The 23,704-nt window shown below is 64.0% G+C and carries 24 protein-coding genes; 7 read left to right on the forward strand and 17 right to left on the reverse strand.

What is annotated here, in order from left to right; translation table 11 throughout:
- Positions 1-20: 20 nt before the first annotated feature.
- Positions 21-2,066, reverse strand: a complete 2,046-nt coding sequence (locus NKI20_RS01170) for an oxidoreductase (RefSeq protein WP_352827548.1) — start codon at positions 2,064-2,066, stop codon at positions 21-23.
- Between the two features lie 97 nt (positions 2,067-2,163).
- Between NKI20_RS01170 and queF the strand changes: the two genes are divergently transcribed.
- On the forward strand, positions 2,164-2,625 hold the full coding sequence (queF, locus tag NKI20_RS01175; RefSeq protein WP_352827549.1) for a preQ(1) synthase: 462 nt from the start codon (positions 2,164-2,166) through the stop codon (positions 2,623-2,625).
- 8 nt (positions 2,626-2,633) lie between these two features.
- On the opposite strand, the gene NKI20_RS01180 is transcribed toward queF, so the two are convergent.
- From NKI20_RS01180 to NKI20_RS01195, 4 genes are all read right to left on the reverse strand, one after another.
- Positions 2,634-3,248, reverse strand: coding sequence for a hypothetical protein (locus NKI20_RS01180; protein ID WP_352827551.1), 615 nt, complete (start codon positions 3,246-3,248; stop codon positions 2,634-2,636).
- Between the two features lie 4 nt (positions 3,249-3,252).
- The gene (locus NKI20_RS01185) at positions 3,253-3,732 is read right to left on the reverse strand and encodes a DUF3828 domain-containing protein (protein WP_352827552.1); all 480 of its coding nucleotides are present in this window, start codon (positions 3,730-3,732) and stop codon (positions 3,253-3,255) included.
- A 95-nt stretch (positions 3,733-3,827) separates the two neighbouring features.
- Positions 3,828-5,477: an ABC transporter substrate-binding protein gene (locus tag NKI20_RS01190; RefSeq protein ID WP_352827554.1), complete on the reverse strand. Its 1,650-nt coding sequence runs from the start codon at positions 5,475-5,477 to the stop codon at positions 3,828-3,830.
- Between the two features lie 41 nt (positions 5,478-5,518).
- Positions 5,519-7,069: a trimethylamine methyltransferase family protein gene (locus tag NKI20_RS01195; protein WP_352827556.1), complete on the reverse strand. Its 1,551-nt coding sequence runs from the start codon at positions 7,067-7,069 to the stop codon at positions 5,519-5,521.
- A 92-nt stretch (positions 7,070-7,161) separates the two neighbouring features.
- On the opposite strand from NKI20_RS01195, the gene NKI20_RS01200 reads away from it, so the two are divergent.
- Together NKI20_RS01200 and mutL are read left to right on the forward strand one after the other, a co-directional pair.
- Positions 7,162-8,064 (forward strand): LysR substrate-binding domain-containing protein, encoded by a 903-nt coding sequence (locus NKI20_RS01200; protein ID WP_352598882.1) that lies wholly within the window; start codon positions 7,162-7,164, stop codon positions 8,062-8,064.
- A 76-nt stretch (positions 8,065-8,140) separates the two neighbouring features.
- Positions 8,141-10,009 carry a DNA mismatch repair endonuclease MutL gene (mutL, locus tag NKI20_RS01205; protein WP_352827641.1) on the forward strand — a complete coding sequence of 623 codons (1,869 nt, stop codon included), beginning with the start codon at positions 8,141-8,143 and terminating at the stop codon, positions 10,007-10,009.
- A gap of 294 nt (positions 10,010-10,303) precedes the next feature.
- Here mutL and NKI20_RS01210 read toward each other — a convergent pair whose 3' ends face one another.
- The 3 genes from NKI20_RS01210 to NKI20_RS01220 form a co-directional block, all read right to left on the reverse strand.
- A complete protein-coding gene (locus NKI20_RS01210) occupies positions 10,304-10,630 on the reverse strand; it encodes an antibiotic biosynthesis monooxygenase family protein (protein ID WP_023762123.1) in 327 nt (108 codons plus the stop codon).
- A gap of 58 nt (positions 10,631-10,688) precedes the next feature.
- Positions 10,689-11,564 (reverse strand): alpha/beta fold hydrolase, encoded by an 876-nt coding sequence (locus NKI20_RS01215; protein ID WP_352827560.1) that lies wholly within the window; start codon positions 11,562-11,564, stop codon positions 10,689-10,691.
- 147 nt (positions 11,565-11,711) lie between these two features.
- Positions 11,712-12,605, reverse strand: coding sequence for a DMT family transporter (locus NKI20_RS01220; protein ID WP_352827563.1), 894 nt, complete (start codon positions 12,603-12,605; stop codon positions 11,712-11,714).
- A 91-nt stretch (positions 12,606-12,696) separates the two neighbouring features.
- Here NKI20_RS01220 and NKI20_RS01225 point away from each other — a divergent pair, with 91 nt between their 5' ends.
- Complete coding sequence (locus NKI20_RS01225) at positions 12,697-13,623, forward strand: LysR family transcriptional regulator (RefSeq protein ID WP_352827565.1); 927 nt, start codon at positions 12,697-12,699, stop codon at positions 13,621-13,623.
- Here the strand turns inward: NKI20_RS01225 and NKI20_RS01230 are convergent.
- Positions 13,620-14,210, reverse strand: a complete 591-nt coding sequence (locus NKI20_RS01230) for a hypothetical protein (protein ID WP_352827567.1) — start codon at positions 14,208-14,210, stop codon at positions 13,620-13,622. The two genes, NKI20_RS01225 and NKI20_RS01230, sit on opposite strands and share 4 nt — an antisense overlap.
- A 125-nt stretch (positions 14,211-14,335) precedes the next feature.
- Here NKI20_RS01230 and NKI20_RS01235 point away from each other — a divergent pair, with 125 nt between their 5' ends.
- Complete coding sequence (locus NKI20_RS01235; protein ID WP_352827568.1) at positions 14,336-14,572, forward strand: DUF2093 domain-containing protein; 237 nt, start codon at positions 14,336-14,338, stop codon at positions 14,570-14,572.
- Here the strand turns inward: NKI20_RS01235 and lpxK are convergent.
- From lpxK to NKI20_RS01265, 6 genes are all read right to left on the reverse strand, one after another.
- A complete protein-coding gene (gene lpxK / locus NKI20_RS01240; RefSeq protein ID WP_352827570.1) occupies positions 14,569-15,594 on the reverse strand; it encodes a tetraacyldisaccharide 4'-kinase in 1,026 nt (341 codons plus the stop codon). The two genes, NKI20_RS01235 and lpxK, sit on opposite strands and share 4 nt — an antisense overlap.
- 1 nt (position 15,595) lies before the next feature.
- A complete protein-coding gene (gene waaA / locus NKI20_RS01245; protein ID WP_352731204.1) occupies positions 15,596-16,912 on the reverse strand; it encodes a lipid IV(A) 3-deoxy-D-manno-octulosonic acid transferase in 1,317 nt (438 codons plus the stop codon).
- On the reverse strand, positions 16,909-17,700 hold the full coding sequence (locus NKI20_RS01250) for a lysophospholipid acyltransferase family protein (RefSeq protein ID WP_352827573.1): 792 nt from the start codon (positions 17,698-17,700) through the stop codon (positions 16,909-16,911). Before NKI20_RS01250 ends, waaA begins: the two co-directional genes overlap by 4 nt.
- A gap of 5 nt (positions 17,701-17,705) precedes the next feature.
- Positions 17,706-17,951, reverse strand: coding sequence for a DUF4170 domain-containing protein (locus NKI20_RS01255; RefSeq protein WP_352827574.1), 246 nt, complete (start codon positions 17,949-17,951; stop codon positions 17,706-17,708).
- Between the two features lie 102 nt (positions 17,952-18,053).
- Positions 18,054-18,857, reverse strand: a complete 804-nt coding sequence (locus NKI20_RS01260) for a 3'(2'),5'-bisphosphate nucleotidase CysQ (protein WP_352827575.1) — start codon at positions 18,855-18,857, stop codon at positions 18,054-18,056.
- Complete coding sequence (locus NKI20_RS01265; protein ID WP_352827576.1) at positions 18,844-20,187, reverse strand: TldD/PmbA family protein; 1,344 nt, start codon at positions 20,185-20,187, stop codon at positions 18,844-18,846. The genes NKI20_RS01260 and NKI20_RS01265 overlap by 14 nt, the downstream gene beginning before the upstream one ends.
- A gap of 167 nt (positions 20,188-20,354) precedes the next feature.
- Between NKI20_RS01265 and NKI20_RS01270 the strand changes: the two genes are divergently transcribed.
- Positions 20,355-20,771 (forward strand): VOC family protein, encoded by a 417-nt coding sequence (locus tag NKI20_RS01270; RefSeq protein WP_352827577.1) that lies wholly within the window; start codon positions 20,355-20,357, stop codon positions 20,769-20,771.
- Positions 20,772-20,798: 27 nt separating this feature from the next.
- Here NKI20_RS01270 and epmA read toward each other — a convergent pair whose 3' ends face one another.
- Entirely contained in the window at positions 20,799-21,845 is a 1,047-nt protein-coding gene (gene epmA, locus NKI20_RS01275; RefSeq protein WP_352827578.1) for an EF-P lysine aminoacylase EpmA, read from the reverse strand.
- 114 nt (positions 21,846-21,959) lie between these two features.
- Here epmA and efp point away from each other — a divergent pair, with 114 nt between their 5' ends.
- Complete coding sequence (efp, locus tag NKI20_RS01280) at positions 21,960-22,529, forward strand: elongation factor P (protein ID WP_023762108.1); 570 nt, start codon at positions 21,960-21,962, stop codon at positions 22,527-22,529.
- Positions 22,530-22,594: 65 nt separating this feature from the next.
- Here the strand turns inward: efp and NKI20_RS01285 are convergent, their stop codons facing one another.
- The gene (locus tag NKI20_RS01285) at positions 22,595-23,689 is read right to left on the reverse strand and encodes an alkene reductase (protein ID WP_352827581.1); all 1,095 of its coding nucleotides are present in this window, start codon (positions 23,687-23,689) and stop codon (positions 22,595-22,597) included.
- Positions 23,690-23,704 lie beyond the last annotated feature (15 nt).

A 23,704-nucleotide genomic window follows, 5' to 3' on the forward strand; every position in this document is an offset into this window, starting at 1 on the left:
GATTCTCGCGATAACGAATTTCAAATCCGCAAGCCGAACCTGATGCCGTCATAGATGGCGGCATGGATGTTGCGCGAGGCGACCGCGTCGCCGATCCGAAACAGCACGAAGTGCGCTTCTGGATTGCGCTCGGGAAAAATGTCGCCACCACTCACCAGCCGCTCATAGTCGATCGCGCCGCCGTTCTTCGACAGCGGCTTCAGCGAGAGATAGAGATCGTCGAGCGGCAGTGTGCCGTGCTCGACCACCACCTGGTCGACCCTGCGCTCGCCGCGCCAGCCATCGGCGAAATCCGAGGCCAGTTCGGCGACCAACAGGTTGCCCTCGCGCCTCACCGAGCGCAGCCGGGTGTTGATAGTGATGGTGACCCCCTTTTCCTGGAATGCGCGCATGTATGGCACATGGTTCATGCCACCCATTTCCGGCGCAAAGAACCGCTCCGGCGAAACAAGCTCAAGTTTCGAGCCGGCATTGGCGATCAGTTCGGCAGCGCCCATGCCCTGATGGCCGCCATTGTCGTCATAGAGCAGCACATTTTCGGCCGCCTTGACGCTGCCGGCCATGATGTCCCAACTCGAGGTGACCAGATTGTCACCAGCCGTCAGCGGCGGGTTCTGCGGCAGCCCGCCGGTGGCAACCACCACAATGTCGGGCGACAGTGCCAGAACGTCGTCTTTCTCGGCCCAGGTGTCGTAACGGATCTCGACCCCGAGCCGGTCGAGTTCGGCCAATCGCCAGTCGATGATGCCGATCAATTCCTTACGCCGCGGGTTCTGCGTCGCCAGCCGAACCTGGCCGCCGGCCTGTGACGATGCTTCCAGGATCGTGACTTGATGGCCTCTCTCTGCCGCGACTCGCGCCAGTTCCAACCCGCCGGCGCCGGCGCCGACGACGACGACTTTATGCTTCGGTCCTTCAGTCTTGACGATGATGTGCGGGATGTCGGCCTCGCGGCCGGTCGCCGCATTGTGGACGCACAGCGCTTCACCGCCTTCGTAGATGCGATCGAGACAATAGGTGGCGCCGACACAAGGGCGGATTTCGTGCTCCCTGCCCTCCATCACTTTTTTGATGATGTGCGGATCGGCGATGTGGGCGCGGGTCATGCCGACCATATCGAGTTTGCCGGTGGCGATGGCGTGCCGCGCGGTGGCGACATCGGAAATGCGCGCCGCATGGAAGGTCGGGAATTTTGTCGCCGCCCTCACCTCGCCGGCGAAATCGAGATGCGGCGACGAGCGCATGCCAGTCACCGGGATAACCTTGGTGAGTGCCGCATCGCTCTCGATCGAGCCGCGGATGATGTTGAGGAAATCGACCTTGCCGGAGCCGGCCAGCCGTTTTGCAATCTCTATGCCTTCCGCCTTCGATAGGCCTTTTTCGAAATCTTCATCGGCGACCATGCGGATGCCGACGACGAATTTATCGCCGACCGCCGCACGGACGGCATCGAGCACCATGTTGGTGAACCGTAGGCGGTTGTCCAACGAGCCGCCGAATTCGTCGTCGCGGTGGTTGGTGGCCGGCGACCAGAAGCCGTCCATCAGATGGCCGTAGGCCTCGAACTCGATGCCGTCGAGGCCCGCGGCGTGGCAGCGCTGGGCCGCTGACGCATAGTCGGCGACGATGCGCTCGATGTCCCAGTCCTCGATGGTCTTCGGGAAAGCGCGATGCGCCGGTTCGCGCACGGGCGAAGCCGAGAGCACCGGCAGCCAATCAGCCTTGTTCCAGCCGGTGCGGCGGCCGAGATGGGTGATCTGGATCATCACCTTGCAGTCGTGCTCGTGACAGGCGTCGGCGAGTTCGGCCAGCCACGGCACGATCCTGTCCTCATAGACATGCAGATTGCCGAAGGCGGCCGGACTGTCGCGCGAAACGATCGCCGAGCCGGCGGTCATGGTCAGCGCCATGCCGCCCTTGGCCTTTTCGGCATGGTAGAGCCGGTAGCGCTCTTTCGGCATGCCATCCTCGGAATAGGCCGGCTCATGGCTGGTCGACATGACCCGGTTCTTCAGCGTCAGATGTTTGAGCTGATAGGGCTGGAGAAGCGGATCGCTGCTGGTCATCGTCTTCCTGCGGTTTCAAATTGTGCTAATGAGCGGCAAATTTCGTTTTCAAGCATGTCGTCCCCACATTTCCCGGCATGCGATAAGGATCCCGCTCATGATCGACACCAAAACCCTCACCCAGCTCGGCGCCCACGTCGAGACGCCACAGAGCCCCGAAGCAGCGATCCTGGAGACCGTGCCGTTTGCGCGCGGCGACGGGCCGCCGGCGATCGTGCGCTTCACCTGCCCGGAATTCACCTCGCTGTGCCCGGTCACCGGCCAGCCGGATTTCGCCCATATCGTCATCGACTATGCGCCCGATGCGCTGCTGGTGGAATCCAAGTCGCTCAAACTGTTCATGACCTCGTTTCGCAACCATGGCGCCTTCCATGAAGACTGCACCGTAGTGATCGGCCGCCGTATTGTGGCGGCAACCAAGCCCTTGTGGCTGCGCATAGGCGGCCACTGGTATCCGCGCGGCGGCATTCCGATCGACGTGTTCTGGCAGACCGGCGCGCCGCCCGAAGGCGCCTGGCTGCCTGACACCGGCGTCGCGCCCTATCGCGGGCGCGGCTAGCTCGCTCATCATTCGCACTGATATTGGCTGAGTGCCCATTCACCGGTCACCGACAACAGATCCGTGATCTTCCAGTCGCCGTCGACCTTCTTGAACTTCCACTCCAGCCGGTGCGGGTTTCCAGCGATGACGAAGGCGACAATGACCTTGGCCTGGTCGCCGCTGATCGCCTCGAGCGTCTTCAGGCTCTTGGCGATCTCGGCCTTGTCGTAATCAGCGTTGTCGAGCGCCATGTTGGGGTCGAGGCATTCGCCCTGCCCGGATTTGCGCAAGGCGTCGCTCTTGTCGAGCACCGTTTTTGCCGGATCGATGAAATGGCTGCGCTGCGCCGGATCGATCTCCAGCCCAGCCTGATCGTAAAACGGCAGCACCACGGCGGTCGGGGATCCCGGCTGGACGGGTGCTGCCGGCGCTGCCTCGGCTGGCGACCATCCGACCGGGGGTGTTGCCGGTTCCACGGCCCCGCCGGGCGCATTTGCCGGCGGCGCCCCGCTGTCGCCCGGCGCGGTGTCAGCCGGGGTGTTTGCCGGCGGCGCACCCAACAAACCTTGGGCGGCGGCACCGCTCAGACTCACCGCCAGCAGGCACATGGTCGAGAGTGCCAGGAACGGGCGATGGGCCATCGCATCACTCCGCTGTCTGGCCGGCCATGCATTCCAGCGCGCTGAGCTTCCAGTCGTTGGTCCTCGAGGCAATGTCCGATATCTTCCATTTGCCTTCGATCTTCTTGAGCGACCACACCATTTCGCGTTTGGAATCGTCGCCTTCGGAGAAAAGGCTGAAGGACGCTGTAACCTCTGCATTGTCGCCATCCAGCTTCTCAGACAGTTTCAGCGTTTTCGAGATGGTCTTCTGATCGAAATCCTGGGCGTCCAGGCCAGGATCGAAATCGATGCACGCGACCTCGTCCGGGTTCTTTTTCGTTGCCTGGTCGTTCAGGTCGAACAGTTTCGTCACCGGCTCGGTGAACCGATCCCGGTATTGTTCGTCGGCCTCGAACTTGACCGCCGGAACATAGAAGAACTTCACGGCGTTGGACGCCGGTCCGGCGACGGCGGCCGCCGGCAAGGCTATCGAAAGGGCGGCAACGAGCACTGTCAGTCTCATGCAGAATCTCCGGCTTTTGATGGCTTGAGCCTATCAATACCACGCATCCTGCATATCGGCTTTTTTTCGGCTCATGAAGCCCCGCAACGCTTGTTTCAACCATCCAGCCAGACGTTCTGCAGGTCCATCTCGAAGGTCTGGTGGACGCCGTAGTTCTTCACCTTCTTGTTCATGTGGCTGTAGAGCTTCTGCCAGAACGGCTGAACGATGACGCCCGGATCCTGCAGGATCTGTTCGACGTCCTTCATCACTTCGCGGCGCTTCGCCACGTCGATGAGCGAGAGAGCCTGCTTGAGCTTGGCGTCGAAATCGGGATTCGAATATGCCGTTTCATTCCAGGCCTCGCCGGTGCGATATCCCAGCGCCAGCACCTGGACGCCGAGCGGGCGCATGTACCAGATCGTCATCGAGTAGGGATATTTCGTCCAGTCGTTCCAGAAGGTCGAACCCGGCAGCACCGTGCGCTTGACCTTGATCCCGGCATCGCGCAGCTGGCCGGCGATCGCGTCGCCCGTATTCTTCTGCCAATCGTCCTCGACGGTGATCAGTTCATGCTCGAAGTCGGCCTGCCCGGCTTCCGCCATCAGCTTCTTGGCGCCGGCGGCGTCACGTGTCTTCTTGGGCAGCGGGTAATATTCCGGGTGGATCGGGGCGACGTGATGGTTTTCGCCGGGGGTGCCTCGTCCGGCATAGCCAAGTTCGAGAACCGCATTGTTGTCGACGGCCATTTGCAGGGCATTGCGCACCCGCTGGTCGTCATAGGGCTTGTGGGTGATGTTGGTGCGGGCAACGAGCGTCGTCGCCGTCGCGACCTCCGATTTCACCAGGCCCATCTTGTCGAGTATGTCGATGAAGTCCGCGGGCGTCTCGAAATTGAGGTCGATCTCGCCGGAGTCGAAAGCATTGACCGAAGCGTTGAAGTCGGTGCCGTAGTCGATGAATTCGACACTGTCGAGCGGCGCTTCCCCACCCCACCATTTGCCGTTCTCGCGGCGCTTGACCACCGCCTTCTGGCCGACATCGTATGAGACCAGTTCGAACGGCCCCGTGCCGATCGGCTTCTTGATCGGATCGGCGCCGTCGGCATCGAAGTTGCGATGAACAACCAGCGCGGGATAGTCGGTGAAGTTCGGGATCAGCGAAATGTCGGGTTCGGCGAGTTTCAGCTTGACCGTGTTGTCGTCGACCTTGGTGATCGCGCCATCCCTGGCCTTGCCGGTCTTTGCGTCGATCAGCGCGCCGACGCGGGCGGCCATCGAATTGCCGGCGACGCCTTTCTCGCACCAGCGAGTCAGATTGTAGGCGACGTCATCGGCGTTGAAAGCATCGCCGTTGTTCCAGGTGATGCCCTTGCGCACGTGCAGCACGTATTCTGTGGCATCGTCGTTGATGTCCCAGCTTTCGAGCAGAACCGGTTCGAATGTGAATTGCCTGGTGTAGCGGACAAGCGGCTCCAGCCAGCAGCGCGAAATGTTGGCCAGTTCCACCCAGTCGTAAGTGCGCGGATCCTTCTGCCCCTTCACCGACATGGAAACGCGCAGCGTTCCGCCTTTCTTCGCCTCCTGCGCCACCGCCCTGTCGGGCACGGCTAGGCCGATCATGCCATAGGCAAGCGCCGTTGACGCGCCGAAGGCGCTTGCCAGCGCCAGGAATTCGCGCCGATCGACGCGACCCGCGCGTGCTTCGGCGGCCATTGCTTCGATGGCGCTCGGCACCTGATCGCCATTGCTTCTGAATAAGGTCATTGTTTCCTCCCGTCTGATTCCCTTGGTCTTGGTTCGTTGCGTCAGCTGACGCTGTCCGGCAGCTTCTCCTCGCGCCGCGCGATAAAGTCTGTCAGGCCGTCGGCGATGCCTTCGTCGAGCTTCGGCTCCTCATAATCGGCCAGCATGTTGCGTGCCTTTTCGCGGCCGCGCGTGTCGTGGTCCTTCGCCCCTTCGGCCTTCCACTGTTCGAACGAGTTGAAGTCCATGATGGTGGGCATGAAGAAGGCGGACTCGAAATGTTCGAGCGTATGCTGGGTGCCCAGGAAATGGCCCTGCGGCCCCACTTCGCGGATCGCCGCCATCGCTTCCTTGAAATCGTCGAACGGCAGCCCGCCGGCGTATTTGTACCAGCCGACAAGCTGTTCGCAGTCGGTCGCGAATTTCGAATAGCCGCAAGTCAGGCCGGCCTCGAGCCATCCGGCGGAGTGCCAGATGTAATTGGCGCCTGAAAGGATGGCGGCATGCATCAGCATGTTCGCCTCGTAACCGGCCTGCGCATCGTTCAGCTTCGACCCGACATGGAAGCCAGACGTGCGCCACGGCAGCCGGTATTTCCGCGCCAGCGCCCCCATCAGATACATCATTTGGGCCGCCTCCGGCGTGCCGCCCATGGGAGCGCCGGTCTTCATGTCCACCGTCACCATGAACTGTCCGTAGACCTGCGGCGACCCCGGGCGCAGCAGTTGCGTGAACGCGACGCCCGCCAGCGCTTCCGCATTGACCTGCGCCACCGCGCCCACGGCGGAGGCCGAGGTCGAGGCGCCGCACAGTGCGAAGGGCGCGAGGATCAGCGGCTGGTTGCTCCGCGCATAGACCTTCATCGCGTCCAGCATGGTGGCGTCCCACACAAGCGGCGAATTGCAGTTGGTGATTGACACCAGGACCGGGTTGTCGCGGACATAATCCTCGCCGAACACGATGCCCGCCATCGCCATCGTGTCTTCCGCCCGATCCTTGGACGTGACGATGCCCATGAACGGCTTGTCGGAGTGCTTCAGCGCTGAATGGATTATGTGGAGGTGACGCTTCGGCACCGCAATCTCCATCGGCTCGCAGATGATGGAGCTCGATGAATGCAGCGCCGGCGCCATGTAGGCGAGCTTGTGGAAATTGTTGAGGTCGGCGAGCGTGCCGTAGCGCCTGTTGTTGTCGAGGTCGCGCACATAAGGCGCGCCGTACATCGGCACGAAGATGGAGTTGTTGCCGCCCACGCGCACCGAGCGCTGCGGATTTCGCGCATTGAGCGTGAATTCCGACGGGACCTTCGACACGAGCTCCATCAGCAACGCGCGGTCGATGCGGACACGCGTCTCCGAAACGTCTGCCCCGGCCGCCTTCCAGATCGCAATCGCCTCGTCGTCGCGGAACTCGCATCCCACCTCTTCGAGGATCGAGAGCGACTCCTCATGGATCAGTTCCACCGCCTCATCGGGAACCATCTGATAGACGGGGATCTTGCGGACCAGCGTCGGAAACGACATTACCGGCGCTCCGCGCAGCGCCTTGCGCCCCAAGCGTCCGCCACTTCGACGGTTGGCGTGTTCGGTCACTTCAGGGGCCGGTGCGTTCATGGCAACTCCATTCCACTCATTGAGACCAGCCTAACGGGACAAAATGGTGATGTGACGCTGGAAAATCCTGATCGCTTGTATAAGCTGAGCTTATGCGAAGCCTGCGCCACCTCCTGCCCTCCGCGGGCAGCCTGATCGTCTTCGAGGCGGCCGGGCGTCTGTCGAGCTTCACCGCCGCCGGGCGCGAACTCGGCATGACGCAGGCTGCCGTCTCCTATGCGGTGCGCGGACTGGAAGAACAGCTCGGCGCCAAGCTGTTCCAGCGCCGCCATCGTCAGGTCGTCCTCACCGAGGCCGGGGAGCGCTTCCACGCCGATGTCTCGCTCGGCCTCTCGCATATTCGTAAATCGGCGGAGGATCTGCGCCTGCAGGCAACTGGCGGCCATGTGACGCTGGCCGCGTCGACTGCCTTCGGTTCCTTCTGGATGATGCCGCGCCTACAGCAGTTCCGAGACGAACTGCCGGGCATCGACCTTCGCATCCAGACCGCCGACCGCGATCTCGATATCATCGCCGAAGGCATCCCTCTCGGCGTGCGCGGAGGCGAGCCGCGGGACTGGCCCGACTATCATTCGCTGCCGCTGGCCGATGAGGAGATATTTCCCGTTGCCGGCACCAGCTACGCGGCGAAGTTCGGCCTGCCCAAATCGGTGGCGGAACTGGCCACGCACCGTCTCATCCATCTGGAAGAGCCGTACCGCGAGGCGGCCAGTTGGGACGAATGGTTCCTGTCAGCGGGCGCCAGCCTAAGCGACACCGCGCGCGGCCTGCGCATCAACGACTATGGCCTGGTGATCCAGGGCGTGATGGAAGGGCAAGGCATTGCCCTCGGCTGGCGGCATCTTGCCGAGCGGCTGCTGGCATCAGGCCTGCTGGTGCCGGTGACGGATCATGTTCTGAGGACCGGCAAGGCGTTCTATGTCGTCTGGCCGAAGAACCGGGAACTGAGCGACAACGCGCGCAAGGTAAGGGATTGGCTGGCGGCGCAGGCATAGGTGGTTTTCCACTGATCCACGGCCTGAGCAATTCTACCCTCCCCCAACGCCTTCGAATCCGCCTATAGTGGACGGCATGCTCATCCGCCAGCTTTCCGAAACGATGATCAACCAGATCGCCGCCGGCGAAGTCATCGAGCGTCCGGCAAGCGTGGTCAAGGAACTGGTCGAGAATGCGCTCGATGCCGGTGCCGGGAGGGTCGAGATCGTCACGGCCGGCGGCGGGCTGAACCTGGTCCGCGTCACCGACGACGGCTCCGGCATTCCAGAACCGGAGCTGGCGCTGGCGATTGCCCGCCACTGCACCTCCAAGCTCACCGAGGATATCAACGATATCCGATCACTCGGCTTCCGCGGCGAAGCGCTGCCGTCGATCGGCTCGGTGTCGCGGCTGTCGATCCGTTCGCGCACGGCCGCCGGCGACAGTGCCGCCGAGATCGGCATCGAGGGTGGCCGCGTCTTGCCCGTCCGACCGGCGGCGGCCAATCGTGGCACCACGGTGGAGGTGCGCGACCTGTTCTTCGCAACGCCGGCCCGACTGAAATTCATGAAGGGCGAGCGTGCCGAAAGCTCGGCGACCAGCGACGTGGTCAAGCGCATAGCCATCGCCTTCCCCGCCGTGCGCTTCACGCTGGCCGGTTCCGACCGCTCGACGCTGGAACTCCCGGCGACGGACGACAGCGCGGAAGGCAGCCTGCGCCGCATCGCCCAGGTGATGGGTGCCGACTTTCCTGACAATTCGATTGCCCTCAATGCGATGCGCGAAGGCGTGCATCTGACCGGTCACGTGTCGATCCCGTCCTTCACCCGCGCCAACGCGCTGCAACAATATGCCTATGTCAACGGCCGCCCGGTGCGCGACAAGCTGATCGCCGGCGCCATTCGTGGTGCCTTCGCCGACGTCCTGCCGCGCGACCGCCATGCGGTGACGGTGCTGTTCCTGACGCTCGATCCGGCCATCGTCGACGTCAATGTCCATCCGGCGAAGGCCGATGTGCGCTTCCGCGACCCTGGCCTGGTGCGTGGGCTTATCGTCGGAGCAATCCGGCAAGCACTCGCCGATTCCGGCATTCGTGCCGCGACCACGGGCGCTGCCGGTATGATGGCGGCCTTCCGACCCGGTGCCGCATCCTACGGTGGCCCGGCGAACGGCCACCGCAGCTACGACGCGGCCTACCGCGCGTCAGGTACGTCCAGCTTCGATGCGGCCCGTTCGCCGCAGCGGCCGCTCGACATGGGTTTCGAAGGGGCTGGCTTTGAGCATCGCGGTTTGCGCGAAAATGATCAGGCTGCGTTCGATGCCGGTCCGCTTGCCAGCGCCGATGCGCGCGCCGGACAGGGCGAAGCCGCCGAGACATTGCTTGGCGCGGTGCTGGGTGCGGCGCGCGCCCAGGTGCATGAGAACTACATCGTCGCGCAGACCAGGGATTCGCTCGTCATCGTCGACCAGCACGCAGCGCATGAGCGGCTGGTCTACGAGGCGCTGAAAAATGCGCTGCATTCGCGCCCCGTGCCCTCGCAGATGCTGCTTCTGCCTGAAATCATCGACCTGCCGGAAGAGGATGCCGAACGGCTGGCGATGCATTCGGAGACGCTGGCCCGCTTCGGCCTCGGCATCGAGCGCTTCGGCCCGGGCGCCGTCGCAGTGCGCGAGACGCCGTCGATGCTCGGTGAAACCAATGTCCAGCAATTGGTGCGCGATCTTGCCGACGAGATCGCCGACAACGACACGGTCGAGACGCTGAAGGAGCGGCTGGACAAGATCGCGGCGACCATGGCCTGCCACGGCTCGGTCCGCTCCGGCCGCCTGCTCAAGGCCGAGGAGATGAACGCGCTGCTGCGCCAGATGGAAGCGACGCCGGGTTCCGGCACCTGCAACCACGGGCGACCGACCTATATCGAGCTCAAGCTGGCGGATATCGAGAGGCTGTTTGGGCGGCGTTAGTTCAGTTCTGGGAAAGACGATGCAGGAGGAGCGTTTGGTCGGCGAAAGAGCAGACCGTAGGTGCCAGTGTTCACAAGCAATGCCGAGACAACCGTTCGCCGCGCTCGCCCCGAATGCGGCGCCGGCTTCACGCACGGCAATCGCCAGCATCGCAGCAGCCAGCAGGTAGCGCATCGCCGCCAACAGAAGTGGGGGGTAAGTCATTGAGACCGAACTTGATCGCCGTCCAGGTCAGCCCCCACATCAGCGACATCACCGCGAAGAAAGGTGAGGTTGCGAATGACCACGTGGCCGTCAGCGCAGTCCCTGCCTATCGACGAGTATCCGATGGACATCGATCCGCTTGGGCAATTCTATCAGGAACTCGGCATCGCGGTCCAAATGGTGGACTTTGGTCGGTTCGCCTTTGGTGAAGGCGGTCATCGCTTGCATATCGGCCCAATAGGAGATGGTCGTGAACCACGTCTCCTCGCCGCGGTCCTCGCGCAACAATTGGACGCCGAGCGCGGTCTTCTCGAGGGGTGGAATACCCTCGGCGCGAATGTATGACTCATAGGCGTCGGCAACCTCGCGGCGTGTGCGACCGCGCCAAATGCGCGCGATTGTCGGCTTAGTCGGCATGATAAACTCCTTCGCACAGACGGGCACGGGCACTGCGAACCCCAACCTTGAGCGACGATCAGGCGTGGACACGTGCCAAAAACTCGCGAATCAGTGGCAGGGCATCGTCGAAATGTGTCTCCAGCAGCCAGTGGCCCGCGCGATCGATCAAATACAGTTCCGCATCGGGCAGATCGCGATGATAGGCCCGGGCGGACGCTGCCGGCATATAGCCGTCCTCTGGCCCCCAGACGATCAGCGTCGGCGGATGATGGGCGCGCAGATAGGCTTGATATCGCGGGAACCAGGCAAGGTTGGCCTCCAGTTTCTCCATTAGATCGACGGCGACCTGTCGACGGACGGGTGTGTCCATCAATGGCCAGTGAAGTTTCCACAGATCGGGCGGCACGCGCATGGCGACGTCGTCCGCCACTTCGCCGATGAACTCGGCGCGAAACCCGTCCTCGCTCACCGCCGCCTCGAGTGGGCGGTGCTTGTCGGGCGTCTTGTCGGCCCACCAAGCTTTGATCACGGCGTATTTGGGACCGAGGACGTCCTCGTAGATATCACAGTTCTGGATGATGAGCGCGGTGACCCGATCCGGATACGAGATCGCGTGCCGGAGTCCTATCTGCGAGCCATAATCATGCAGCCACAAGGCGTAGCGCTCGAGACCGAATGCATCGGCAAGTTTGGCAAGCACGTCGGCATAGGCGTCAAAATCATAGCCGAAGGCGGTCAGATCGGGTGTGCTGCTGTACCCGAAGCCCGGCCAGTCGAGTGCAATCGTCCGCCAGCGGTCGGCGAGCGCGGGCATCAATTGGCGGAATTGGAATGAGGAACAGGGATAGCCGTGCGGCAAGAGCAAGACAGGTGCTTCGGGTGGCCCTGCGTCGCGGTAGAAAACGGATAAATCATCCAGTTGCATGCGCCGGTGCGTCGTTGCACCCACCATTCGGGCCTCCGTCGAATAAACACCGGCAAAACGCGTCTAGCCGGGGTTCGTTCCGGGATTTATCGGAGCGCAAGGGACACTGGCCGATCAGGTAGACGTCGGAGGGTCGGGCTTCAGCATTTCTTTGGAGTCGGACGACTCCAGCATTCATCTCTTCAAATTCACCACGATGACGCCGCCAAGCGCCAGCGCGCCACCAAGGATGCCGAGCAGGGTCGGCACTTCGCCCAGCCAAAAGAAGCCGATCAGGGCAGACATGGGCGAAACCAGGTAAAGGAAGTTCGAGGCGCGTGCCGCGGGCAGACGCGACAGTGCGGTCGCCCAGGCGGCATAGGCGATCAGGCTGGGGACGATGCCGAGAAAGATCACAGCGCCAAGGCCTGCGGTGTCAGCAGCCGCCGCCTGCGAAAAGGCTGACGGCAGGAAGGGCGACAGGCAGAGTGCGCCGAGCACCATGTTCGAAGCCGAAATGGTCAACGGATGGTGGCGGGCAAACAGCGGCTTCTGGACGATGGTGTTGACGGCCGAGCATAAGGCCGAGCCAAGTACCAGCAGGGCACCGGCGTTGAAATGCAGGCCCTGCCCGTCTGCCATGGCGATGATGCCAATGCCGGCAAAGGAAATCACCGTGCCGAACCACGCCATGCCCGAGAAGCGCTCGTCAAGCAATGCCATCGCCATGATGGCGGTGAAGATCGGGCTGACATTGATGATGAAGCCGGCGGCACCTGCCGAGACGGTCAGTTCGCCGAAATTGAGCATGACGGTGTAGAGCGCGACGAAAATGGCGCCGCCGAAGACGAGGCGCCACACTTCGTCCAGCCTGGGCAGCGCCGGACGCTTGACCGCGAGGAAGACCGCCGCCGGCACCGCGGCGATGGAAAAGCGCAGGGCGCCGAGTTCCAGCGGCCCGAAGGCGGCAAGACCGGCGCGGATCGCCGGAAAGGCTGACGCCCAGCCAACCACCGTCAGCGCCACCGCAATGGCTGCCGTGGTGTCCACTCGCTGTGTCGAATTCAACGTGCCCGTGATTGCACCCATCTCACCGTCCTCGCATTCTTCGGTCCTGAAAGGCAGAAAACGCCTTTTCGGGCCAGTTGACAAACGACCAAATCGAGGATCACCTGTGACTATGGATCACAGCTCAGACACAATGGTGCCGCTCGAAACGCTGCGCGCCTTCGATGCGGCGGCGCGAACAGGGAGCTTTTCGGCGGCGGCCGAAAAGCTCAACATCACCCACGGCGCCGTCAGCAGGCAGATCGCCAAGCTCGAAGACTGGCTGGGACTGAAAGTCTTCGATCGTGGCGCGCGCGGCGTTTCGCTGACCATCGAGGGCAACCGGCTGCATCTGCGCACAGCCGAAGCTTTCGCGCTGATTTCCAGCCATTCCGACCGCTGGGTCGAACCGCGCGGCACCGCCGTGGTGCGTCTGACCTCGATCCCCTCGGTCAGCGGGCTGTGGCTGATGCCGCGCATGGCAGCGCTGGAGAACGATCCCTCCAAGCTGCGCATCGTGCTGGATGTCGATATACGTCAGACCGACCTTGCCGACGAAGGCATTGACCTCTCGATCCGCTGCGGCCGCGGCGGCATTCCAGGCCGCGTCTCGGTGCAGCTCTTCGAGGAACATGTCTTCCCCATCGCTTCGCCCGAGCTAGCCCGCGAGATCGGTCGCGGCGACCCTGCCCGGCTGCTCAAATTTCCGCTGATCAACGATTCCGATGCGTCGGCCTGGCGCGCCTGGTTCGCCGCGCAAGGCATGGACTACCGCCCGCGCCCGCAGGACCGTCGCTTCGAGGACTACAATCTGGTGCTCGACGCCGCCGCCTATGGGCTCGGCATCGCGCTGGCGCGTCCGCCGCTGACCGGGCATCAGTTGGAGTCGGGCCGCATCGCTCCCGTCGACGAGCGCACCGCCCTCAATCCGGTATCCTACTGGCTCGACCGGCCGATGGGACGGCCACGGGCCGCCGCGGCGGAACTGGCGCGCCGTATCGCGGTGCAGGCAGGACTGCCGCCGGAAAAGATGGAAGCCTTCATCGATGCTGAGGGTTAGCGTAGCACCAGAAGGACGAACCCGACGATCGCCGCGACCAACAGCCCGGCAGCCAACGACGTTAGCCCGACGCTCATCTGCCTGCTTTCGGGTCGCGCCACGTCGTTCGACCGGGAAGCCGCCCGCCCTTGTCCTGCAACCGCATTGGCTACCGTCGCGCGGCGCAGGGCCGGCACCTCAGGTGATAGAATCGCAAGCCATCGCAGTGCTGTGGGCCTTGCGGCGGCCTCATCGAATCTTGCCGGCGGCGGCGCCAGGCCACGTCGCGTGTCGCCGTCGGCCGATGTGCTCGCCGCAGTCGCTGCGGCATCGCCGGTCGTTTCGCCAGCCGGTTCCGCGAGCGCCAGATAGGCCTGCAACATCTCCGCCGATGCTGTCTGCTGGGCTCTCACCGTTGTTGCCGGCAATATCAGCATAGGCAGTGTCGGTGCCGCTGCCGGACGCACGGGCGCGCCGGATGGCGCCGGCGGCGCCACCAGCGCCTTCACGAGTGCGGCTTTTACCGGATCGGCCTTCGCCGACGGCACGGCCTGCGGAGCTATTGCTTCCCTAAGCAAGGCGGCAAGACGAGCAGAGGAAATATCCATAGTGCCCTGTCAACAGCGTTTTTCTTCCCAACATTAGGGGTTCAGCATTGTCTCAGGCTTGTCACATGCTTGACCTCGCCGGAAATTTATGGCGATGAAATCCCCATGAACCTCGGCGTCCCTGCATGATGAACCGTTTCGAAGGCCCCGGCGGCAGCAAGGAAGCCCGCATCCGCTATCTAGATGGCGATTTCCAGGTTACCAGCCCTGGCGCATTCGTGCGCTGCGCGGTGACCGGCGAAAGCATTCCGCTCGATGAGTTGAAATACTGGAGCGTCGCCAGGCAAGAGCCCTATGTCAGCGCAACTGCATCCCTGCGCCGCGAAATCGAGGTGCATCCGGAGCTGCGTAGGCGCGGTTAGCCCCTCATCTTACGCTGGCGCCAGGCATCGAGCGTTTCATCGATGATGCGCGCGGGCACGTGATCGAGTTCGAAAACGGTGTCGATCTCCAGCACTTCGAGCCGGTCGAGAAAGTCCTGTGAGGCGCCGTGCCGCAGCCGGGCGGCGTCCTTGGCGGTGGTGATGAGGCTAAGCCCCTCGGTGCGTGCGGTCGCCGCCAGTTCGGCCAGTTCATCCTCGCCATAGAAATGGTGATCCGGAAACGGCCGCGTCAATGCCAGTTCGCCGCCGGCTTTGCGCACCGTGTCGAAGAATTTCTCGGGGTGGCCGATGCCGGCGAAGGCAAGGAACCGCTTACCGGCAAGCCCTGCCTTGCCGGTTGGTTCGGTATGGGCTTCGAAGATCGCCCGGCCGGCGCGTGCCGCCTGGCGGACGACGGCGTCGGCGGCGGTGCCCTCGCCGATCTTCAACAGGCCGCTGGTGAAGACCAGCTGGTCGACGATTTTGGCGCGGAGCGGACCGCCCGGAATGACCCGGCCATTGCCGATCCCGTAGCGCGCGTCGACGACGACCAGCGCGTAGTCGATATGGATGCGCGCGCTCTGGAAGCCATCGTCCATGATCAGGAAATCGCAGCCATGCTTTTCCAGCAGCAGCCGGGCGCCGGCGGCGCGGTTGGGCGTTACCGCCACCGGCGCGTGTTCGGCCAAGAGCAGCGGCTCGTCACCGACATGCTTGGCGCTGTCGTGATTGATATCGACGACATGCGGCTCGGCGAAGGAGCCGCCATGGCCGCGCGACAGGAAGCCGGGTTTCAGATGCATGCGTTTGGCTTGTTGGGCGAGCGCGATGGCCACCGGTGTCTTGCCGGTACCGCCAACGGTGAAATTGCCGACGCACAGAACCGGTGCCTCGATTTTCTCACGCTTGGCCCGCCGCATGCCGCGGCCGGCGGCAAGCGCATAGATGGCCGACAGCGGCGACAGTGCCAAGACCCGCCAGTCCGGCTCTTCCCACCAGAATGGTGGTGCTTCGGAAGCCACGTTAGCGCCCGTTAGCGCCCTTCAGGCGCGATTTGATGACCAGCGGCTGGATGTAAGGCTCAAGGGATTTCAGCGTGCGCGCCAGCGCACCGCGCATCTCATCGACGGTCGCAACGCCCGCCGCCATCATTTCGTGGCGCGCCACTTCGTTGGTCAGGAGGAAATTGACGGCGCCGGCCAGCATGTCGCGATCGCGCACCAGCTTGGCGCCGCCGCTGTCGAGCAGACGCTGGTAGGCCTCGCGAAAATTCTGCACATTGCGGCCGGCGAGAACCGCGGTGTCGAGCATGGCCGGCTCCAGCGGATTCTGGCCACCCTCCGAGGTCAGCGAGCGGCCGACGAACGCGATTTCCGTCAGCCGGAGATAAAGCCCCATCTCGCCGATCGTATCGCCGAGCAATATGTCGGTGTCGGCAGTGATCCTGTCGCCCTTGCTGCGCCGCGCGACCTTCAGACCCATGCCGGAAATCTGCGTGGCAAGCGCCTCGGCGCGATCGGGATGACGTGGGACGACGATCGTCAGAAGACCAGGGTGACGCCTGTGCAGTGTCGCGTGGACTTCCGCCGCGACCACCTCCTCGCCGTCGTGGGTCGAGATCGCCGCCCAGGTCGGGCGCGCGCCGATCTGCCGCCGCAGCGTCGCCAGCACCCGTTCGTCGACCGGCGGCGGCGAAGTATCGACCTTGAGGTTGCCCGACACGGTGACCGGCCTGGCGCCGAGCGCGAGGAAGCGCTCGCCATCGACATCCGACTGCGCCACCACATGAGCCAGGTTCTCGAACAACGCCTCGGCGATGTTTGCCCGTTTCTTCCACGACCTGAACGAACGGTCGGACAGCCTGCCGTTGACCAGCACCTGCGGCACGCGGCGCGCGCCAAGCTCGAGGATGGTCATCGGCCAGATCTCGGATTCGGCGATGATCGCCAGATCCGGCTGCCAGTGATCGAGGAACCTGCTGACCGCGGGCTTGAGGTCGAGCGGCACATATTGGTGGATGATGCGATCACCGAGCCGCTCGTCGGCGACCTGCGCCGAGGTGACCGTGCCGGTCGTCAGCACGATGTTGACGCCGTAGTCGAGAATGCTTTCGACCAGCGGCACGACGGCTATGGTCTCACCGACGCTCGCGGCATGGATCCAGATCACCGGACCCTGGGGCCGCGGGCGGCCGGCGACGCCATAGCGCTCGCGCCGGCGGTAGCGATCTTCCTTGCCGCGCGAGGTGCGCCAGGCGACATAGGGCCCGACCAGCGGATAGGCGGCCGCCCCCGCGAAACGGTATGCCGACAGCATGGCTCGCGCCCAGCGACCGCTCATCGCGCGGCATCCACGAGACGGTAGGCCTCGGCGGTCGCGGCATTGAGCGCAACCGTCACTTCCTGGCGCTTGCGCTCCATTTCGGCGTCATCGGCGCCGGCCGCCACGAAGATCGGCGACCCGATGACGATCGACGATCGGCCGAACGGCAGGTTGATGGTGGTCTTGTCCCAGCTCTTGTCCAGCACCTTGCGGCGGCTGGTGGTGATGGCGACAGGCAGTAGCGGCCGGCCCGAGAGGCGCGCCAGGAGAACGATGCCAAGCCCTGCGTCTCGCGGCGTACCGTGCGGAATGTCTGCAATCATGGCGACGTTCTTGCCGACGGCGAGCGACTTTTTCAGGGCGATAAGCGCTTTTGCTCCGCCCTTGTCGAGATGCCTGGCATTTTCTCGCCCGCCCGAACCGCGCACCGCCTCGATACCGAATTTCTCCAGCATCAGCGCGTTGAGTTCCGCATCGGCGCTACGCGAGACCATGGCGACCAACGGCTTGCGCTTGGGGTAATAGGCCGGCGTCAGCAGATGCTGACCGTGCCACAGAACGATGATACCGGGCTCGAACTCGGTATAGGCACCGCCCGAAAACCGCGCCGATCCCTCGACGACACGGTTGGTGAGGCGTACGAACCGGACGAACTGGGCGAACAGGCTGGCGATGGCGTTCTTGACGAATCGCGACTCCGCCAGCGGTTGGCGAATCTTGCGCCAGAAGGCCTTGGTCGTGCGGCTGCGTCCCCTGCCCGTGGGCGAGGCCTCTCTCGCTGGCCCTTTCGCCAGATCATGCTCCATCGAAGTCAACCGGCAGCCTTGTGATCGGGGTCCAGCAGCCGATGTAGGTGAACGACGAAATAACGCATGTGGGCATTGTCCACGCTGGCTTGCGCCTTGGCTTTCCACGCCGTGTGCGCGGATTGATAGTCCGGATAGATGCCGACGATGTCGAGCCCGTCGAGATCGCGGAATTCGGTGCCGCCAAGCTTCTTCAGTTCGCCACCGAACACCAGATGCAAAAGCTGTTTCTTTCCGTCTTCCGCGGCCATGTCGGTCCTTCACATATCGTGAGTTTGTGACAGGTCTAGACCAAAGCCGCCGACTTTGGAACCTTAGAGCCTGATGAATTCATCTCGTTCAGGAAAGCGCTTTCAGGCATCCAGCCCGGCGATGACGCCGGCGAGCACGGCCAGCAGTTCGCCACTGCCGGCGGCGAGCGCGCCGTGACGGGTCACCTCGCCGGCATAGAGCGGGGCGCGGCCATGCTGGTCGAGCAACTGGCCGCCGGCCTCGCGCAGGATGAGATCGGCGGCCGCAATGTCCCAGTCATGCGCGTTCGGCTTGACGAAAGTGGCATCCAGCGCGCCATTGGCGATCATGGCCAGCCGATAGGCGAGCGAAGGACTGTAAGGCGCGCGCTTCATCCGCGCCTGCCATTCGGCAGGCATCAGGTCGGTCAACTGCTTCAGCCCGGAAATCTCGGCCGGATCTGCCAGCTTGCGCACCGCAATCCGCTTGCCGTTGCGAAAGGCGCCATGACCGGGCAGCGCCCAATAGGTCTCCTCCATCGCCGGACATTCCAGCACGCCGGCCAGCGTGCGGCCATGCTCGACCACGGCAACGCTGACGCACCAGGTGCGCTGGCCTTCCAGGAAGCCTCGCGTGCCGTCGATCGGATCGACGACGAAGGTGCGGCGTGCCGAAAGCCGAACCGGATCGTCGACTGTTTCTTCCGACAGCCAGCCATAATCCGGCCGTGCCGCCAGCAGCGTTTCGCGCAGATAGGCGTCGGCGGCGTGATCGGCCTCGCTGACCGGCGATGTGCCGCCCTTCATCCAGACTTGCGGGCTGTTGCCGAAGTAGCGCATGGCGATGATACCCGCCTCGCGGGCGGCATCGCGCAGCAGCGGCAAATCTTCGATAGCACCGGCAGTGGTCAGGTCATGCTCCGGCAAGGGTCATCCCTTCGATCAGGAGCGTTGGAGCGGCGGTGCCGAAATTGCGGTCAAGATCGCTCGCCGGCACCATGTTGAGGAACATGGTCTTCAGGTTCGAGGCGATGGTGACCTCGGCGACCGGATAGGCCAGTTCACCATTCTCGATCCAGAAGCCCGAGGCGCCACGGCTGTATTCGCCGGTGACCATGTCGACGCCCTGGCCAAACACCTCGGTGACATAGAACCCGGTCTTGAGCGATTTGATCAGCTCTTCCGGCGAGCGCTCGCCAGGCTCGATGGCGAGATTGGTGGAGGACGGCGAGACGGAAGAGCCGCTGCGCGCGCCGCGCCCGTTGGTGACGAGGCCAAGCTCGCGCGCGGCCGATGTCGACAGGAACCAGTGATTGAGCACGCCCTTCTCGACCATCAACAGCTTTTCCCCCTCGACGCCTTCGCCGTCGAATGGACGCGACGCCTGGCCACGCCGCCTGAGCGGCTCGTCGGTGACGGTGATGGCGGATGCGGCCACCTGCTTGCCCATCATGTCGCGCAGGAACGAGGTCTTGCGCGCGACCGAGGCGCCGTTGATGGCGCCGCCAAGATGACCGGCGATGCCGCGCGCGACGCGCGGATCGAACACCACGTCGACCGGCCCGGTCGCCGCCTTGCGCGCGCCGATGCGACGCACCGCGCGTTCGCCGGCCTTGCGGCCGATATCCTCGGGTGTATCCAGATCGGCAAAGTGCTGGCGCGAAGAGAATTCGTAGTCGCGCTCCATACCGGTGCCCTCGCCGGCAATGACGCTGGCCGAACGCGAAAAACGCGAGCCGACATAGTGGCCGAGGAAGCCATGCGAGGTGGCCAGAACCAGCCCGCCCAGGCCCGCACTGGCGCTGGCGCCGGCCGAATTGGTCACGCCCTTGACGGCAAGGGCTGCCGCTTCCGTCGCAAGGGCTGCTTCCTTCAACTGGTCGGCCGACACTTCGGTGGCATCGAACAGGTCGAGATCGCGCGTCTGTTTGGCGAGCAATGCCGGGTCGGCTAGCCCCTGGTAAGGATCCTGCGGCGACACTTTCGCCATCGCGACGGCGCGCTCGGCCAGCATCTTCGGATCCGAGGCCGCCGTCGCCGAGACACTCGCCACCCGGCCACCGACAAAGACGCGCAGCGCGACATCCTCGCTCTCGGACGATTCGGTGCCCTCGACGTTACCGAGACGCACCGACACACCGGTCGAGCGGCCGCGCACGGCCACCGCGTCGGCGGCATCGGCGCCGGCCTTTTTGGCAGCCTCGACCAGAGCCGCGACGCGGTCGGTCAATTTTGCTGCGTCTGATATATCGGTCATGCCTGAAATCCTGCTGGTGCGGCCGACGTCCGGTCGTTGCCCACCCATCTATTGTTCCAGTCCGGCTTGTGCAATGGCATAGGCTTCAATCAAAATGCAGGGTTGAGGGTTCAAACTGCGAACCCCGCGACGCATAACCAGTCCGCAGCCTGTTCGGAGCATTTTCGATGACGCCTTTCCATCTCGCCTTCCCGGTCCGTGATCTCGATGAAACCCGCGTTTTCTATGGCGAGGTGCTGGGCTGCGCGATCGGCCGCTCGTCGGCGACCTGGGTGGACTTCGACCTGTTCGGCCACCAGATGTCGGCGCATCTGCGGCCGCAGGCGGCACAAGCCCCCAGTGACGGCAAGGTCGACGGCATCACCGTGCCTATCCCCCATTTCGGCGCTGTGCTGCTGATGGACGACTGGCAGCGCCTGGCAACGCGACTGGAGGCGCGCGACGACATCGACTGGCTGGAACGGCCGATGGTCCGCTTCAAGGGCGAGCCCGGCGAACAGGCGACGCTGTTCATCCGCGACCCCTCGGGCAATGCGCTGGAATTCAAGGGCTTCCGCTCGCTGGAGCAGGTTTTCGCGCATTGAACAGGTCAGGAACGGCTGCCGACTGGTTCAGGACGCCGCGACCGGAGTCCAGATGACGTCCTCGATCTTCTGCGCGCCGGTCGCCAGCATCGCCAGCCGGTCGAAGCCGAGCGCGATGCCGCTGGCCTGCGGCATGATGGCTAGGGCGGCGAGGAAATCCTCGTCCAGCGGATAGCGCTCACCATAGATGCGCTGTTTCTCGTCCATCTCGACGATGAACCGCCGGCGCTGCTCCTCGGCATCGGTCAGTTCGCCAAAGCCGTTGGCGAGTTCGACGCCGCAGCAATAGAGCTCGAAGCGCTCGGCGACGCGCGGGTCGATCGGGCTCGGCCGCGCCAGGGCCGCCTCGGCCACAGGATATTCGCACAGAATGGTCGCCCGCCCCTGCCCGAGAAACGGTTCGACTTTTTCCACCATCACCCGGCTGAACAGGTCGGCCCAGCTGTCGTCGGACGCGGTGCGCAGGCCGGCCTCGACCAAGGCGGCATAAAGTGCGTCGCGGTCGGTGTTGCCGTCGATGGCGACCGTGGCCAGCAGGTCGATGCCGGCATGGCGGGTGAAGGCATCCGCAACCGTCAGCCGTTCCGGCTCGGCGAACGGATCGCAGTCTCGGCCGCGGAAGGAAAAGCGCGTCGCCCCTGCCCTTGTCGCAGCCAGCGCCAGAAAGGCGGCGCAATCCTGCATCAGGCTCTGGTAGTCTTCGCCCACCCGGTACCATTCGAGCATGGTGAATTCTGGATGGTGCAAGGGGCCGCGCTCGCGGTTGCGGTAGACGGGACCGAAGCTGAAAATGCGCTGCTCGCCAGCGGCAAGCAGCTTCTTGCAGGCGAATTCCGGCGAGGTGTGGAGATAGAGCGGCGACCGCGAGCCGTCCGGCCCTATCGCTTCCGTGGCGAAGGCCGCCAGATGTGCCTCGTTGCCAGGCGAGACCTGCAGGGCCGCCGTTTCCACCTCGACGAAATCATGGGAGGCGAACCAGTCGCGCAGGCTGGCGGCGATGGCATTGCGCAGCATCAGCCGCGGGCGGCGGTCGGCATGGACATGCGGCGTCCACCAGGGCGAAGCTTCGGTCATGGGGCGCAGATCATGGCGGAAGGGGGCTGGCGGCGGCGGCCAAGATGCGGTAGGCCCCCAACCAGCGCCGCACAAGCCGGCAAACGCCAATCAACTCTCGCAGGATTTAAAACCGTGGTGAAAGTCATCGCCAGTTCGCTCCGCAAAGGCAATGTCGTCGAAAAGGACGGCAAGCTTTATGTGATCCTCTTTGCCGAAAACATCCACCCAGGCAAGGGCACGCCGGTGACGCAGCTCGACATGCGCCGCATCGGCGACGGAGTGAAGGTTTCGGAGCGCTACCGCACCACCGAACAGGTTGAGCGCGCCTATGTCGAAGAGCGCGAACACACCTTCCTCTATCGCGACGGCGAAGGCTTTCACTTCATGAACCCGGAAACCTACGACCAGGTGGCGGTATCGGAAGCCGTGGTCGGCGACATGGCGCCTTACCTTCTGGAAGGCATGGCCGTGCAGTTGTCACAGTTCAACGGCATTGCCATTTCATTGGTGCTGCCGCAGCGCGCTACCTTCGAAGTGGTGGAAACCGAGCCGACGACCAAGGGACAGACGGCCTCCTCGTCCTACAAGCCGGCCGTGCTGTCCAACGGCGTGCGCACGCTGGTCCCCCCGCACATCGCGCCGGGCACCCGCGTGGTGGTGATGACGGCGGATGGGGCTTATGTGGAGCGGGCCAAGGACTGAGGCGCTGCAGTCACGTGGGATGGCTGCTGGGGTGGCTGCCTCGCAGGGCGCTGCCCTCCGATAGCTCATGGGCGGCTTGAGGCGGCGATCGCGGGATAGTCGGTATAGCCAGCGGAGCCGCCGCCATAGAGCGTCGCCGAGTTGAACTCCGTCAGCGGCGTGCGCGTCTTCAGCCGTTCCACAAGGTCGGGATTGGCGATGAACGGGCGCCCGAAGGCGAACAGGTCCGCCTTGCCCTCGGCGAGCCGCGACGCCGCGAGTTCGAGGTCATAGCCGTTATTGGCGATATAGGTATTGTTGAAGCGCCGGCGGAGCGATCCGAAGTCGAACGGCGCGACATCGCGCGATCCGCCCGTGGCGCCCTCGACGACATGGATATAGACGATGCCCAAAGCGTCGAGTTGATCGACGATATAGTCGAACTGCGCCTGGGGGGCGCTGCTCGAGACGCCGTTGGCGGGCGAGACGGGCGAAATCCGGATGCCGGTGCGCTCTGCGCCGATCTCCTCAACCACCGCAGTCGCAACCTCCAGCATCAGCCGGGCGCGGTTCTCGACCGATCCGCCATAAGCATCCGTGCGGACATTGGCACCGTCCTTGGCGAACTGGTCCAGCAGATAGCCGTTGGCGCCATGAATCTCGACGCCATCGAAGCCGGCCTCAATGGCGTTCGCGGCTGCTTGCCGGAAATCGTTGACGATCCCCGCAAGCTCGTCGAGCGCCAGCGCGCGGGGCTCCGAAACCTCGACAAAGCCGTTGTTCACGAACGTCTTGGTCGCGGCCCGGATTGCTGAGGGCGCGACGGGCGCGGCGCCGTTCTCCTGCAGATCGACGTGCGAGACGCGGCCGACGTGCCAGAGCTGCAGGAAGATACGCCCGCCCTTGGCGTGCACGGCTGTCGTGACCTTGCGCCAGCCGTCGATCTGAGCCTGGGAGTAGATGCCGGGCGTGTCTTGGTAACCTTGTCCCTGCCGCGAGATCTGCGTGGCCTCGGAGATCAGCAGGCCGGCGGAGGCCCGCTGGCCGTAGTACTCGGCGACAAGATCGCCCGGAACGAAGCCCGGGCCAGCGCGATTGCGTGTGAGGGGCGCCATGACGATACGATTGGAGAGCGTCAGCGAGCCGAGAGAATAAGGCTCAAAAAGTGCTTTGTCGGTCATAGGTCACCTTGTTTG

The organism is Mesorhizobium sp. M0830 (assembly GCF_040319965.1).
In the GTDB taxonomy this organism is placed as follows: Bacteria; Pseudomonadota; Alphaproteobacteria; order Rhizobiales; family Rhizobiaceae; genus Mesorhizobium.

What these genes read in the sequence shown, in the direction of transcription:
- NKI20_RS01170 (WP_352827548.1), bottom strand. Translation starts at nt 2,066, where the DNA reads ATGACCAGCAGCGATCCGCTTCTCCAGCCCTATCAGCTCAAACATCTG.
- queF (WP_352827549.1), top strand. Translation starts at nt 2,164, where the DNA reads ATGATCGACACCAAAACCCTCACCCAGCTCGGCGCCCACGTCGAGACG.
- NKI20_RS01180 (WP_352827551.1), bottom strand. Translation starts at nt 3,248, where the DNA reads ATGGCCCATCGCCCGTTCCTGGCACTCTCGACCATGTGCCTGCTGGCG.
- NKI20_RS01185 (WP_352827552.1), bottom strand. Translation starts at nt 3,732, where the DNA reads ATGAGACTGACAGTGCTCGTTGCCGCCCTTTCGATAGCCTTGCCGGCG.
- NKI20_RS01190 (WP_352827554.1), bottom strand. Translation starts at nt 5,477, where the DNA reads ATGACCTTATTCAGAAGCAATGGCGATCAGGTGCCGAGCGCCATCGAA.
- NKI20_RS01195 (WP_352827556.1), bottom strand. Translation starts at nt 7,069, where the DNA reads ATGAACGCACCGGCCCCTGAAGTGACCGAACACGCCAACCGTCGAAGT.
- NKI20_RS01200 (WP_352598882.1), top strand. Translation starts at nt 7,162, where the DNA reads ATGCGAAGCCTGCGCCACCTCCTGCCCTCCGCGGGCAGCCTGATCGTC.
- mutL (WP_352827641.1), top strand. Translation starts at nt 8,141, where the DNA reads ATGCTCATCCGCCAGCTTTCCGAAACGATGATCAACCAGATCGCCGCC.
- NKI20_RS01210 (WP_023762123.1), bottom strand. Translation starts at nt 10,630, where the DNA reads ATGCCGACTAAGCCGACAATCGCGCGCATTTGGCGCGGTCGCACACGC.
- NKI20_RS01215 (WP_352827560.1), bottom strand. Translation starts at nt 11,564, where the DNA reads ATGGTGGGTGCAACGACGCACCGGCGCATGCAACTGGATGATTTATCC.
- NKI20_RS01220 (WP_352827563.1), bottom strand. Translation starts at nt 12,605, where the DNA reads ATGGGTGCAATCACGGGCACGTTGAATTCGACACAGCGAGTGGACACC.
- NKI20_RS01225 (WP_352827565.1), top strand. Translation starts at nt 12,697, where the DNA reads ATGGATCACAGCTCAGACACAATGGTGCCGCTCGAAACGCTGCGCGCC.
- NKI20_RS01230 (WP_352827567.1), bottom strand. Translation starts at nt 14,210, where the DNA reads ATGGATATTTCCTCTGCTCGTCTTGCCGCCTTGCTTAGGGAAGCAATA.
- NKI20_RS01235 (WP_352827568.1), top strand. Translation starts at nt 14,336, where the DNA reads ATGATGAACCGTTTCGAAGGCCCCGGCGGCAGCAAGGAAGCCCGCATC.
- waaA (WP_352731204.1), bottom strand. Translation starts at nt 16,912, where the DNA reads ATGAGCGGTCGCTGGGCGCGAGCCATGCTGTCGGCATACCGTTTCGCG.
- NKI20_RS01250 (WP_352827573.1), bottom strand. Translation starts at nt 17,700, where the DNA reads ATGGAGCATGATCTGGCGAAAGGGCCAGCGAGAGAGGCCTCGCCCACG.
- NKI20_RS01255 (WP_352827574.1), bottom strand. Translation starts at nt 17,951, where the DNA reads ATGGCCGCGGAAGACGGAAAGAAACAGCTTTTGCATCTGGTGTTCGGT.
- NKI20_RS01265 (WP_352827576.1), bottom strand. Translation starts at nt 20,187, where the DNA reads ATGACCGATATATCAGACGCAGCAAAATTGACCGACCGCGTCGCGGCT.
- NKI20_RS01270 (WP_352827577.1), top strand. Translation starts at nt 20,355, where the DNA reads ATGACGCCTTTCCATCTCGCCTTCCCGGTCCGTGATCTCGATGAAACC.
- epmA (WP_352827578.1), bottom strand. Translation starts at nt 21,845, where the DNA reads ATGACCGAAGCTTCGCCCTGGTGGACGCCGCATGTCCATGCCGACCGC.
- NKI20_RS01285 (WP_352827581.1), bottom strand. Translation starts at nt 23,689, where the DNA reads ATGACCGACAAAGCACTTTTTGAGCCTTATTCTCTCGGCTCGCTGACG.